Here is a 12,874-nt window from a genome sequence, read left to right as displayed (position 1 = left end):
TCCTACTATTTTACTATCGACATTAATTGGTATTTTTCCAGTTAAAAACAAAAAAACTTCCCTTTTTTTAGAAAGGGAAGTCCTTTTTTTATTTTTTCACAACCACTTTTACCGCTTTGCTTTCTCTTTTTCTCACATCTGATGCGGTCACATACAAAACTGTTTTGGCTTTTTGCGGCTTGATTTGGGCAGTAAATGCGCCCTTGCCATTGGTTTTGACTGTTTTGATGACTTTCTTTGATTTGTTTTTCACTTTAATGGTCAAGCCTGCACCCGCAGTCCCTTTGACCGCTTTACTTTTAATGGTTACTTTGCTCACTTTCGGTTTAGCTGGTGCTTTGCCTTTTTTCACGACGGTTTTGAGCGTCGTAGCGGCCTTTCCTTTTGACATTTTAATGTGAAGGACCTTGTTTTTGTTCTGATGCTTAATCTTCACACTAAAGGTTCCTTTTTTGCCTGCTGTGCCTTTTCCAAGCAGCGTTTTGCCTCTATACACAGAAATAGCAGCACCGGCTTTTGCTTTACCTGTCACCTTTTGATGCTGATCTTCCACTTTGTTCACTGATGCATTCAATTCGACAGCACTTAATGCAGCAAATGCATTCAGTCTGCCATGTCCTGTCATCCAATCAATTCCTGGGATTTTCGGATCGACAATTGGCTCCTCGTTTTCATCATAGAAAACGTCGTCTTTTCCATCAATCGATTTAAATGAGATGTCATCTGCTGTACTTTGCAAAAGATTTCTCACTTGATTTGGCTTTAAGGATGGATTTTTAGAAAGCAGTAACCCTGCTGCTGCTGCTACATATGGTGTCGCCATTGATGTCCCGCTCAGGTATGAGACATTCCCATCAGGCATGAGGCTCGGAATATCCGACCCTGGTGCTGACATGCTCAGTCCTTTGCCATAGCTTGAAAACTCAGCGGCAATATCCATACGGTTGCTTGCGCCAACCGCCATTGCGTATTTTGACGTCGCAGGGTAGCCCATTTCTGGTACGCCATCATTTCCACTTGCCACGACCACTAGTACATTTCTTTGTGCAGCATAATTCATTGCATATTCAATCACTCTGCTGTAATAGCCGCCAAGGCTCATGTTGATCACCTTTGCGCCTTTGTCCACTGCATGTTTGATCCCAAGTGCAATATGCTCTGTATCGCCAAAGCCATAGGCATCCAGCACCTTCACCGGAATGATGCCCGTATGTTGGTTAAGGCCTGCCATTGAGTAATGATTATCGGATTTTGCGGCAATGATGCCTGCCACATGCGTACCGTGTCCATTGTCATCAATCGCATCTTTGTTTCGTCCAATGAGATTCGCACCTAAGTCTGTACGAACAGTCCCGTTTAAATCTGTCAAACGGCTGTCTACACCTGTATCCACAACAGCAATTAATGTCTGCTTCATTTTGCTTGTGCCAATCAGTGTATTCATTTGTTCAAATTTGACGTCAGCGCCTTTTTTCCCGCTGTTTTGCGCACTGTTTTTCAACGGCCACTGATAACCATACTGCGCGTCGCTGCTTAGCGCACGATAGGTTTGAACAGGCTCTGCAAATTCAACATTCGGCATGCTGGAAAGCTTTCTTGCCGTGCTTTTGATGACCGCTTTGCCTGCTTTTAGTGTCTTTCCAGCTGATTCTTGCCCTGCTGGCACATCATAGACATACATTCCTTTGAATAAAGGACTAACTGACTGTGAGGTCACACGGTTTTCTTGGATGCCGTAGCTTTTCATTTTCTTTTTCGCAGATTGAAGTGTTTGGCCATCCTTTAATTTAAAAATGATCTTATTCGTTTTAACCTTCTCTTCTTTTACAAGCTTTTGTTTCTCTAATACATAACCGGCTGATTTTCCTTCAAGCTGATCGATGCCCATTTTTTGACTGACGGCTTCTAATTCCTTTTTTAAATATGCCGGACTTGCTTCTTTGAGCATATCAAAAAGGGAGCCGATCGCCTGTTGTTCTTTTTTTGTTACGACATGACCGCTAAATGCACCATTTTTCTCTACGTCATTTAGCAGTGTTTTTAATGTGAGCAGATGGTTGTATACCTTTTGCTGCTCTTTTTGATGTTTGATGAGCTTTGATTTGAGAAACGGCTTTGTCTTTTGGAGCAGACGTGAAAGCTTTTGACCTTCTGCCGTTTCATTGAATCGTTTATCTTCAATTGTACGAATCGATTGAAGAATTTCACGCCCGTATTTTTTCTCAATAATGATGATTTCAGGCTCATCTTCTTCAGGAAAAACAGGTTCAGAAGGCGGAAGGTTAGCTCCTTTATATCCGATTGTATATGCCGCATCCTCTTCCTCATCACGGCTGTCTTCCTCCGACCCTAAGTAGAGCACTTTGACATAATAGGGACCTGACCATGCATGCGGGAAGTTGATCTCTGTCTCTCCGCTTGCTGTGTCCACGCGATATCTTGAATATGTGTCATCCTTCATCGCTCTGTCCTTACTTGGATAGACCGATACGGACAGCACTTGTTTACTTTTCACAGAAATTTGCATGTGGGTATGTTTTGCCACCTCTTGTGCAGATGGCGTGATTTGATACCACGACTCTTCCTTTTCATTCTGTAATGTACCTGAGATGACTTCACCATTTTTTAACCCAATGGCTTCATTGACACTTGTTCCATGAGTGGCAGCTGCTGCCTCGTATCCAGGTAATGCTGCCATACATAGAATGATGGCCATGAGTACGATCACACAGGATTTGACCTGCTTTTTGAACATGAAAAGACCCCCTTATCTTTTATGATACCTTGGAAGAATATCACAGAAATACATTTAGTAGAATCTGTTTTTTACATAATTAAACTCGTTTTAAGCTAGGATTTGAGATATTCAGTCAGCAAGACGGATAGCTTCATAAACTTTTTGCCATTTCAAACGGAAAATGATGCTATTTAACCATGCGGAAAAGTACATTACAATCAACTTGTAAGCGCTTAACAAACAAGAGAGAAGGGATCAGCTTGTTCCAAAAAGATCATGTTTTCACACAAGTAAACGGACGATCAAAGAATGAGATTTTACAATACATTTCCGAGAAAGCTGAAGACCTTCAGATTACAAACAATCAGGCGGGGCTATTAGCAGATTTGTTGACACGCGAAGACGAAGTCTCAACAGGACTTCAGCAAGGCTTCGCCATTCCACATACAAAAAGCTCCGCTGTACAAACGGCTTCACTTCTTTTTTTAGAACTTGAACAACCCATTGAATGGGGAAGCTTCGACGATTTGCCCACAAGCTATTTATTTACACTGCTCGTTCCACTAGAAGAAGCTAATGTCACACATCTGAAATTACTGTCAGGTATTGCGACCAGTCTAATGGAACCTGCTTTTATCGAGAAGATTCAACCAGGTCAAACAGCTGATTACTATTACGACGTCATTGAACAACAATTGAAAGAGGGGATTACACAATGAAAATTGTCGGTGTCACTTCATGTCCAGCAGGGTTAGCTCATACTCCAATGGCAGCCAAAGCGTTAGAAAATGCAGGTAAACAGCTCGGACACGAGATCAAAATCGAACAGCAGGGGATTATGGGACAGGTGAACGGCATTACAGCAGAGGAAGCGCAGAAGGCAGACCTCTGCATCATTGCCTCAAATCAGCATATCAACGATGCGGAACGCTTCTCAGGCATACCCACTGTACGTGTCGAGATCGGACGTGCCTTAAAAAATGCCGAGCAAATTATCACCAAAGCTGTAGAACTTGTTGAAAAGAAAAAGTCTGAATCTCAATAAACATGAGCAATGCCATATAGAAAGGAGCAAAGCAAAATGAAAGCAAAATTAAAAGTCATTGAAGGCCATCTTATGACCGGTATTTCTTATATTCTTCCTGTAATCATCGGCGCCTCACTTATCGTTGGTTTAGCAAAACTGGTCGGATTAGGGTTTGGCGTTTCAGATTTAAACCCCTATAAGGAAGCTGGCGGCATACTGCACGGCGCCTATTTAATGGAGCAGGTCGGCTGGACAGGTATTGGCTTAATGAACGTCCTGCTTGCTGGATTTATCGCCTATTCCATAGCGGATAAATCAGGCCTTGCAGCCGGTTTTATCGGCGGTGCCCTCGCCAGCTCAACTAATGCTGGATTTATTGGTGCCGTCATTGCAGGCTTCTTCGCAGGATATGTTGCTCTTTTTGTGAAAAGAAAAATTCAAATTCAAGGCTCTGCAGCCGGGCTCGTCCCTCTGCTCATCCTGCCGCTCATTACCGTTGGCTTAACCGGGCTTCTTATGTCAGTTCTGCTGGGCGGACCATTAGGTGCTTTGAACACGGCATTAATTGAATGGATCAAAGGTATGGTCGCTGATGGAACAAGCACACTCGCGCTCGCTCTCATTTTAGGGGCGATGATTGGATTCGATCTTGGCGGACCGGTGAATAAATCAGCGTGGATGGCTGGTAACGCCCTCTTCCTATCAGGTGTCTACCTCCCTGCCATTCTCGTCAATATTGCGATTGTCATTCCACCGCTTGGATACGGGCTTGCGACATTGATTCGAAAACGCAACTTCTCCCCAACCTTTAGAGAAGCCGGACGAGGCGGCCTTGTCATGGGGATTATCGGTATTACGGAAGGGGCGATCCCTTTTACCCTCGTCAATCCTTTGAAATTGATTCCGCTCAATGTTGTCGCATGTGCTGCTGGAAGCGGGGTCGCTGCATTATTAGGAGTTCATGACATCATGCCGCCAATTGGCGGGCTATACGGCTTCTTCTCAGTCGGAAACTGGTGGGCTTATTTAATCGGAGCCCTTACTGGCGCACTCGTCATCGGTATTGGCGCCAACCTGCTTGTGAATTTCTCTGAGAAAAAAGAGCCAAAAACGCCGGAACATGATCAGAAGCAGAAAGAAGAAGACGATTTTGACCTTGTGCTAGAAGGATAATTTGAACGAAGAAAGGTGTCGTTTATCAATGACTGTCAATGTACATGTGATTCCACATACTCACTGGGACAGGGAATGGTATTTCACCACCTCCCGCTCCCGTATTTACTTAATGAAAAGCGTAATGGACATCTTAGATACCCTTGAAACAGATGAAAGGTTCCATTACTTCATGCTCGATGCCCAAGCTTCCTTATTAGATGATTATTTGAAATGGCGTCCAGAGGATGAGAATCGAATCAAAAAGCTTGTCACAGCGAAACGTCTCATCATCGGCCCATGGTATACCCAAACCGACCAGCTCGTCATTTCAGGTGAATCGATTGTGCGGAACCTGCAATATGGGATTGAACGCTGTCAGCAGTTCGGCCACGTGATGAAAGTCGGCTATGTCCCTGATTCCTTCGGTCAATCCGCACAAATGCCTCAAATTTATCGCGGCTTCGGCATTGTCGATACGGCATTTTGGCGCGGCGTTTCTGACCATATGACGAACCATACTGAATTCAATTGGCGCGGTGCTGACGGCAGTGAAGTCTTTGCTGTGAATCTGCCATTCGGCTACTACTACGGTGGAAATATCCCTGAGAAGGATGAGGACTTACAAGCCTTTTTATCTGAAAAGATTGGTGCGCTGCAAGCAAAGGCAACCACAAAGAATGTCTATTTCCCGAACGGTTTTGACCAAGCACCCATCCGTAAAAACCTGCCTGACTTATTAGAAAAAGCCAATGAACTTGACGAGCATCACTATCAAATCAGCAGCTTAGAAGATTATATTGCAGCAGTAAAAAAAGAGCGGACATCTTTCGAGACATTACACGGAGAGCTCATTCATGCGAAGCATATGCGGATTCATAAATCTATCTTTTCAACACGAGCGGATTTAAAAATCTTAAACAACCAAATTGAAAACTATCTCGTGAATGTGATGGAGCCCATCCTCACGATCAGCTATTCGCTTGGACACGACTATCCGCATGATACGGTTCGTGATATTTGGTACCTCATGTTTGAAAATGCAGCGCATGACAGCATTGGCGGCTGTAATAGTGACACGACGAATCAAGACGTCTTCTTCCGCTACAAGCAGGCAAAGGAAATCGCCGAGAATCTTGTGGACTTGCACATGCGTCTCATCGCTATTCGACTGCAAGCAGAGCAAGAAATCACATTCACCTTGTTCAATACCCTGCCTTCAAAGCGTTCTGAAGTCATTGAAGTCGAAACCTTTATCACGGAACGTCCATTTATGCTAAAGGATGCAAATGGACGAACGCTTCAGTACACAGTGAAAAGCAAAACCGATGTCACAGATTATGTGCTGGCACAGCAAATTTCTCTTAACCCAAGTAAAGAAGTGTACATGCCAAAGCAAGTATGGAAAGCCGTTCTGCTGATTGAAGCCATCGACTTACCATCAGTTGGTTATACACAGGTCAGCATGGTCTTCGATGAATCAAGCGAATCGGCATGGGAACAAACTGAAGGACGAGTGATTGAAAATACGTATTACCGCATTGCGGCAAATGACAACGGATCACTGGACATCACAGATAAGCAAACTGGCCGGACATTCTCTGAGCAAATGATCTTTGAAGACAACGGAGATGATGGGGATTCCTACAACTATTCACCCCCTCGTGAGGACCTGTATGTGTCATCCAAGGATCTTTCATCAGCAGACATCTCAGTGGCTAAAAGCGGCCTGCAGCAAGAGCTGACCATCAAGCTTCAGCTCACTGTCCCTTACGACCTAGAGGCGCGCTCTCAGCAATTGGCTGCGACTTCACTTCCGATCACAGCGAAGGTGGCATTAAACAAAGACGATGCTGTCATCCGTTTTCATGTAAATGTCGATAACCATGCATTGGACCATCGCCTGCGCGTTCTTTTTGATACAGGCATCGCATCAAACGTATCACTGAGCGATCAACAGTTTGGTACCATTGAACGCCCAACAGAGCTGACGCAAGAGCTTGAATGGTGGAACAATGAACATTGGGAAGAAAAACCGATCACCATTGAACCGATGCAATCCTTTGCTGCACTTCGTGATGAAGCATATGGTGCCGCTCTGTTGACCGACTGCGTGAGAGAATATCAGATCACAGGAGAAGGCTATACAACGATTGCATATACGCTCTTCCGCTGTTTCGGGAAAATGGGGAAAGAAAACCTTCTTTACCGTCCAGGACGCGCATCTGGGGAAAAAATTGTGGATACGCCTGACGCTCAGCTGCAAGGTGCACTGTCATTCACATTTGGTATGCACTATAGCAAGGATGCAGTCAGCGAGGGACACCTAGCGCAGCTTGCCAAACGGTATACCACACCTGTTCAATGCTACGAGCGGGCAGACTTTTTAAACGGTCGTTTAATTTTCTCTTTCCGAGATGAAAAAGAAGACTTACAATCTACTTATAGCCTGCTTGACATCGAGACAGATGGAGCCATTCTAAGCGCTCTGAAAAAAGAAGAGCACGGAACAGGCATTGTCATTCGTCTCTTCAATCCATATTTAACGCGTCAAACAGCCGCTTCAATCAATAGTTCATCTCTACAACACGGAGAAACAGCGAATTTAGGAGAAACACCTGAAGGACATATACTCAAAGCACAACATGGATCATTACACATTGAACCGCTTACACCTTGTCAGGTACAAACCTACATTGTAAAGAAAAAATGAACATGTAGGGGCGGGATCCAATGGATTCCGCCCCTCTTTAATGGAGGGCATTGATCATGCGAATTGGAGGCATTGAAGCAGGCGGAACGAAATTTGTCTGCGGCTACGGAACTACAGACGGAACGATTGAACACATGACTTCCTTTGCAACAGGGAATCCAGATGAAACATGCCGGCAAGTGATCGATTACTTTACAAAGCATCGTGTCGATGCCATTGGAATTGGGGCATTCGGACCTGTCGATGTGAAAGAGCAAAGCCCAAGCTATGGGACGATTTTAGACACACCAAAAACAGCCTGGCGCCAATTCCCTTTCCTCTCTACCTTAAAACAAGCCCTCGGGCTCCCGATGAAGCTTGATACCGATGTAAACTGTGCAGCACTCGGAGAAGCCCGTTTTTCAACTGAAGCAGAAAAGCCTGCCTCCTTGGTCTATATTACTGTTGGGACTGGAATAGGCGGCGGTGCCTATATTGAACATCGCCTGATTCACGGATTGCTGCATCCAGAAATGGGTCATATCACCGTTCAGCGGCATCCTCATGACACTTACGGAGGCTGCTGCCCTATACATCATGACTGTTTAGAGGGACTGGCATCTGGACCTGCCATAGAAGGACGCTATCATACACTGGCACCCATGCTGCCAGAGGATCATCCTGCTTGGTCACTTCATGCTTACTATCTCGGGCAAATGACTGCTAACCTGCTGCTAACCCTTTCACCAGAACGCATCATTCTAGGTGGAGGCGTGATGAAACAGCCGGCTATGCTGCCGCTTATTCTTGATGAAACAGACAAGCGGCTTCGCGGCTATTTGCAGCTGCCAAAGCCTTTACATGAAATTATCACAAAACCATCCTTTGATGGATTATCTGGTTTAATGGGCGCCATCGCTCTTGGAACTGATGCCTTACAGGTGCAAGGAGCCGCGCAATGATGATGACGGCAGATCCTCGAACCTATCAGCTGATTCAGCGGCTATTTGAAACAAAGGGGTTCGTGAAGCTGGAGGAGCTCACTGCCTCTTTTCGCTTATCTGACCGCTCTATTCGCAATTTAATCAAGGAGGCAAATGAGTATTTAAAGGAAGCTGGCGCTATGATTAAAACGATCCGCGGAAAGGGATATACTCTTTTAACGAGTGACCAAGACGCTTTCCTGCTTTGGCTACATCAGCAAAAGCTTCCTGCCCGCTCTCTTGTCCCCGTCATGCCAGAAGAGCGTGTACGATTTATGATGAGAAAGCTGCTGCTTCAATCAGATTACTTAAAAATTGACCAGCTGGCTGAAGAACTGTTTATCAGCCGCATGACGGTCAGCAGTGATTTAAAAAAAGGACGAGAGATGTTAGCCCGTTACGGCATGACCCTTGTGTCAAAGCCTGGATTTGGCTTAAAGATTGAAGGAGATGAGCTGCAAAAAAGAACGTGCTATGCAGACTTACTTCTTGAAGAAGAGCCTGCTCTCTCTCATATCACCGAGCGGGAGCAGCTCCATTTTCCTGATATATCTCTTGAAACCATTCGATCTATTGTGTTGACGAACCTGCATCAAGAGTCATTGCTCATTAAAGACATTGCCTTAAAAAATTTAGTCATTCACTTAGCCATTGCGATTCAGCAAACACGAAAAAACCAGCGGATATCCGCCAGTACCGTCCGCACACAAAGATCACCAGTTTTGATGAGAATTGCACAAAAAATCATACAGCAGGTGAGTGACACTTTTTATGTGACCTTATCAGAGGATGAAACAGATTACTTAGTCATGCATCTATTGGCGAACCAAACGTGGAAAGAAGCCGCCCAGCATCAGACGACAGTGGAAGTTCAACAGGCGGTTACAGTCTTTCTACAGCACATTGAAAAAACAAGCGGCCATCGTTTTGCTGATGACAGCATCCTGCAGCAAGACTTGATGCTTCATATGAAGCCGCTATTAAATCGCATCCAATATGGCGTATCATTACAAAATCCGCTTTTGCATGAGATCAAAGCGTCCTATCCTTACCCGTTTGATTTGGCTGTCAGCGGACTGAATGCCTTACAGCTGGTGCGTACGCCAAATGAAGACGAGGCCGCATATGTTGCCTTGCATATCGCTGCTTCATTTGAAAGAAGTCAGCTCGACACCTCGCAAAAAAAGAAAGCTATTATCGTATGCGGGTCTGGACTAGGGACGGCCAGACTGCTTGAAATTAAATTGAAGGCAGCCTTTCAGCACGAGCTTGACATCGTTGAGCTCTATTCCTATCAGGATTATCTCATGAGCACCTCTTTGCCGTGTGACGTCATCATCACAACCGTTCCACTCGCATCAAAGGGGAAACCAGTCATTCAGGTCAGCGCCTTTTTTGAACATCATGATATACAGCGTGTGAATGAAGTCATTCATTTATTAAATGGACACGGGGCACCCTCAAAAGAGCTGATGGCGTTTTTTCAAGAGCGATTGACTTTCATGAATGCTGATCTAAGCAGCAAGGATGAGGTATTAGATATATTATGCAGCCGTTTAGAGGCGCATCAGCTAGTATCGTCTTCTTTTCGGCCCTCGGTGTTTGAGCGTGAGCAAATGTCGTCTACCTATCTTGGCAGCGGTATTGCAATGCCGCATCCGCTTATCACAAATGAAGGCACCTCCTCTGTAGCCATCGCACACTTAAAACAGCCAATTGACTGGCAGGGCGACCAAGTTTCACTTGTCTTTTTATTAGCGATTCATAAGGATGACGCTGCCTGTATGAACCAATTCTTTGAACAGGCCGTCGATTTACTAGACAATCCAGACCGCATTCACTCCCTCAAGCAAGCCAACACATTTGATGAGCTGATGGATGCGTTGTTCCAATAAGATCAAACAAAAGGCCGCCCAGTTCATGAGGCGGCCTTTTTATTTAGATATACATCATCAATCGTAGATGACATTTTTTCCTTCTTCACTTAATTTTTTTAAGGAGCTCAGCATATGATTGATTTCTTCATCGGAATGTCTTTCCCATGAACCTAATTCTGCGACTATTTTCAACGGAGATTTCGATCGATAAGAACGTGTTGGGTTGCCGGGAAATCTTTTGTCAGTCACATTTGGATCATTTTCAAAATCGCCTAACGGTTCTACAATATAAATTCTTTCTTTCGCATCAGACCTAGCTAATTCAGCACCCCATTTGGCCGCGTTTAGTGTTCCGGTGAAATAGATATGGTTCGATTTTTTATCCTGATAATTGGATAAATAAAGCGGTTCAAGCAGATCTCCAATCTTCAATTCCGCTTTTGTCCCATGAAAAAACGGCCCAGGATCTAACACCTTTTGCTTGTCATTCATACAGCCACACCCCTTATCGTTTTTGACTTGCGTATAACAGTATACGGCCTGATCTGGGCGAGAAACAGTCTATAAATTTCATTAAATTCGGGGTATAATAATAGTAGAGAGTTAGATGTGAACAGACATAAGTACTGTAAATAAAAACGGAAATTTCGCATTCACACCAACAATGACGAAAACAAGAATACCTTCCACAGCTGACAGCGTCACAATCAATCCATGGTTCATTGGATATTCCTTCGCAATTAATTTCTGTCCTATATAATTCAAACCATAAAAAATCAAAAACAATGTGAAGAACATAAAAAAAATCGTCATCATATAAACAGCCCCTTTCTGATAATGGATTTTTATCCAATTTTTACAATATATCATCAGACTAACATGTTAGAACAACTCGAACAATATGATCTTGCCAATAAAGTGAACAGAAAAAAAGCCAGCCACCCGCATAAGGTGATTGGCTTTTTCATCATTTACTTCCCGATGTTCTCTCCATTTTGCTGAATCAATGTTTCATACCAATAAGAGCTCTTTTTGCGAATTCTTTTGAGATCTTTTAGGTCAAATTCGTCGCGATTGACGTAGATGAACCCGTAGCGCTTGGAGCATCCTTGGTGTGTGCTGATTAAGTCGATGGCTGACCATGGGCAGTATCCGAATACCTCGACGCCGTCTGTGATCGCCCATTTGATTTGTTCGATATGTTTTTCTAAATAATCAATTCGATAATCATCTTGGATTGAACCATCTTCTTCTAACTTGTCGAAAGCACCCAATCCGTTTTCCGTGATAATAAGCGGCAGCTGATAGCGGTCATAAATCTCGCGCATCGTTGAACGGAAGCCGACAGGATCAATCTCCCAGCCAAACGCATTTTTGCTTAAGAATGGGTTGTTGCCGCCTTTGTAGACGCCATCTTCACCGGATTTCAAATGCTGATCTCCGCCGCGTGCAAATTCGTCGTTGCCATCTCCTTTACTCGCTTCAACCGTTTGAGAAGTGTAGTAGTTAAAGGCAATGAAGTCTGGCTTCGCGCTTTTCAATATATCCATATCTCCCTCTTCGATGACAGGAAGAATGTCTTTTTCTTTCATGTACGCCCAAGCGAGGTTGTTATAACGGCCGAACACCGCCATATCAAGATAAAGCCAGTTTCGGATCGCATTGTAATTCGCCGCAGCAAGCACATCTTCAGGCTTTGGAGAAGCCGGATAAATGAGCGCGATGTTTGGCGCTGGTCCAATTTTCGCTTCAGGCAGCATTTGATGACAAAGCGTCATGGCTTTTGCCTGTGCAACGAGCATATGATGATTCTGCTGATACAGTTCTTTTTTCGGATTTTCTAAATTTGGATCAAGTGTACCGAGCGCTGATCCATGTAAGATCATCATGTTTTGTTCATTAATGGTCAGCCAATATTTTACCTTCTGACCATACTCCTTGAATAGCACCTCTGCATAGCGTTCAAACGCATCCACTGTCCCGCGGTTAGACCACCCGCCCTTTACTTGAAGCGCATGAGGCAGATCAAAATGATACATTGTCACGATTGGTTCAATGCCATAGCGGCGCAATTCATCGATGAGTGAATGATAGAATTCAATCCCCTTTTGATTGATCTCCCCATCTCCATCTGGAATGATCCGTGTCCACGCAATGGAAAAGCGATAAGCCTTCAAGCCCATTTCCGCAAACATCTTCACATCCTCTTTATAACGGTGATAGTGATCGCTTGCGACTTTAAAATCCGTTGTCCCTTCAGGATAACTTGCTCTCATGTCAATGACAGAAGGCCCCTTGCCATCCTCGTTCCACGCACCTTCTACCTGATAGGCGGAAGTAGATCCGCCCCAGAAAAAGTCTTTTGGAAATGATGCTAGTGTTGAATATCTCATGATTTCTTCCTCC

10 protein-coding genes are annotated in these 12,874 nt (G+C 44.3%); 6 read left to right on the top strand and 4 right to left on the bottom strand.

What is annotated here, in order from left to right:
- Positions 1-88: 88 nt before the first annotated feature.
- A complete protein-coding gene (locus MHB66_RS01425) occupies positions 89-2,755 on the bottom strand; it encodes a S8 family peptidase (RefSeq protein WP_046313693.1) in 2,667 nt (888 codons plus the stop codon).
- A 242-nt stretch (positions 2,756-2,997) separates the two neighbouring features.
- On the opposite strand from MHB66_RS01425, the gene MHB66_RS01420 reads away from it, so the two are divergent.
- The 6 genes from MHB66_RS01420 to MHB66_RS01395 are packed head-to-tail and all read left to right on the top strand — an operon-like array spanning position 2,998 to position 10,486.
- Positions 2,998-3,456: a PTS sugar transporter subunit IIA gene (locus MHB66_RS01420; protein WP_046313691.1), complete on the top strand. Its 459-nt coding sequence runs from the start codon at positions 2,998-3,000 to the stop codon at positions 3,454-3,456.
- The gene (locus MHB66_RS01415) at positions 3,453-3,782 is read left to right on the top strand and encodes a fructose PTS transporter subunit IIB (protein ID WP_046313689.1); all 330 of its coding nucleotides are present in this window, start codon (positions 3,453-3,455) and stop codon (positions 3,780-3,782) included. The genes MHB66_RS01420 and MHB66_RS01415 overlap by 4 nt, the downstream gene beginning before the upstream one ends.
- 36 nt (positions 3,783-3,818) lie before the next feature.
- On the top strand, positions 3,819-4,937 hold the full coding sequence (locus tag MHB66_RS01410; protein ID WP_046313686.1) for a PTS fructose transporter subunit IIC: 1,119 nt from the start codon (positions 3,819-3,821) through the stop codon (positions 4,935-4,937).
- A 28-nt stretch (positions 4,938-4,965) separates the two neighbouring features.
- Entirely contained in the window at positions 4,966-7,629 is a 2,664-nt protein-coding gene (gene mngB, locus MHB66_RS01405) for a mannosylglycerate hydrolase (protein ID WP_046313684.1), read from the top strand.
- A 56-nt stretch (positions 7,630-7,685) separates the two neighbouring features.
- Complete coding sequence (locus tag MHB66_RS01400; RefSeq protein WP_046313682.1) at positions 7,686-8,570, top strand: ROK family protein; 885 nt, start codon at positions 7,686-7,688, stop codon at positions 8,568-8,570.
- The gene (locus tag MHB66_RS01395; protein WP_046313680.1) at positions 8,567-10,486 is read left to right on the top strand and encodes a PTS sugar transporter subunit IIA; all 1,920 of its coding nucleotides are present in this window, start codon (positions 8,567-8,569) and stop codon (positions 10,484-10,486) included. The genes MHB66_RS01400 and MHB66_RS01395 overlap by 4 nt, the downstream gene beginning before the upstream one ends.
- Before the next feature lie 57 nt (positions 10,487-10,543).
- On the opposite strand, the gene arr is transcribed toward MHB66_RS01395, so the two are convergent.
- From arr to MHB66_RS01380, 3 genes are all read right to left on the bottom strand, one after another.
- Complete coding sequence (gene arr / locus MHB66_RS01390) at positions 10,544-10,960, bottom strand: NAD(+)--rifampin ADP-ribosyltransferase (protein ID WP_034283133.1); 417 nt, start codon at positions 10,958-10,960, stop codon at positions 10,544-10,546.
- Between the two features lie 111 nt (positions 10,961-11,071).
- Positions 11,072-11,284, bottom strand: a complete 213-nt coding sequence (locus MHB66_RS01385) for a hypothetical protein (protein WP_024427440.1) — start codon at positions 11,282-11,284, stop codon at positions 11,072-11,074.
- 155 nt (positions 11,285-11,439) lie between these two features.
- A complete protein-coding gene (locus tag MHB66_RS01380) occupies positions 11,440-12,861 on the bottom strand; it encodes a glycoside hydrolase family 1 protein (protein ID WP_034283130.1) in 1,422 nt (473 codons plus the stop codon).
- Positions 12,862-12,874 lie beyond the last annotated feature (13 nt).

Origin of the sequence: Bacillus sp. FSL L8-0167 (assembly GCF_038630295.1) — a bacterium.
Classification (GTDB): Bacteria; Bacillota; Bacilli; order Bacillales; family Bacillaceae; genus Bacillus; species Bacillus safensis.
This window is presented reverse-complemented; position numbering and strand designations above follow the sequence as displayed.

Excerpts from the sequence above, each read along its gene's own strand:
- MHB66_RS01425 (WP_046313693.1), bottom strand. The coding sequence starts at position 2,755 with ATGTTCAAAAAGCAGGTCAAATCCTGTGTGATCGTACTCATGGCCATC.
- MHB66_RS01415 (WP_046313689.1), top strand. The coding sequence starts at position 3,453 with ATGAAAATTGTCGGTGTCACTTCATGTCCAGCAGGGTTAGCTCATACT.
- MHB66_RS01410 (WP_046313686.1), top strand. The coding sequence starts at position 3,819 with ATGAAAGCAAAATTAAAAGTCATTGAAGGCCATCTTATGACCGGTATT.
- mngB (WP_046313684.1), top strand. The coding sequence starts at position 4,966 with ATGACTGTCAATGTACATGTGATTCCACATACTCACTGGGACAGGGAA.
- MHB66_RS01400 (WP_046313682.1), top strand. The coding sequence starts at position 7,686 with ATGCGAATTGGAGGCATTGAAGCAGGCGGAACGAAATTTGTCTGCGGC.
- MHB66_RS01395 (WP_046313680.1), top strand. The coding sequence starts at position 8,567 with ATGATGATGACGGCAGATCCTCGAACCTATCAGCTGATTCAGCGGCTA.
- arr (WP_034283133.1), bottom strand. The coding sequence starts at position 10,960 with ATGAATGACAAGCAAAAGGTGTTAGATCCTGGGCCGTTTTTTCATGGG.
- MHB66_RS01385 (WP_024427440.1), bottom strand. The coding sequence starts at position 11,284 with ATGATGACGATTTTTTTTATGTTCTTCACATTGTTTTTGATTTTTTAT.
- MHB66_RS01380 (WP_034283130.1), bottom strand. The coding sequence starts at position 12,861 with ATGAGATATTCAACACTAGCATCATTTCCAAAAGACTTTTTCTGGGGC.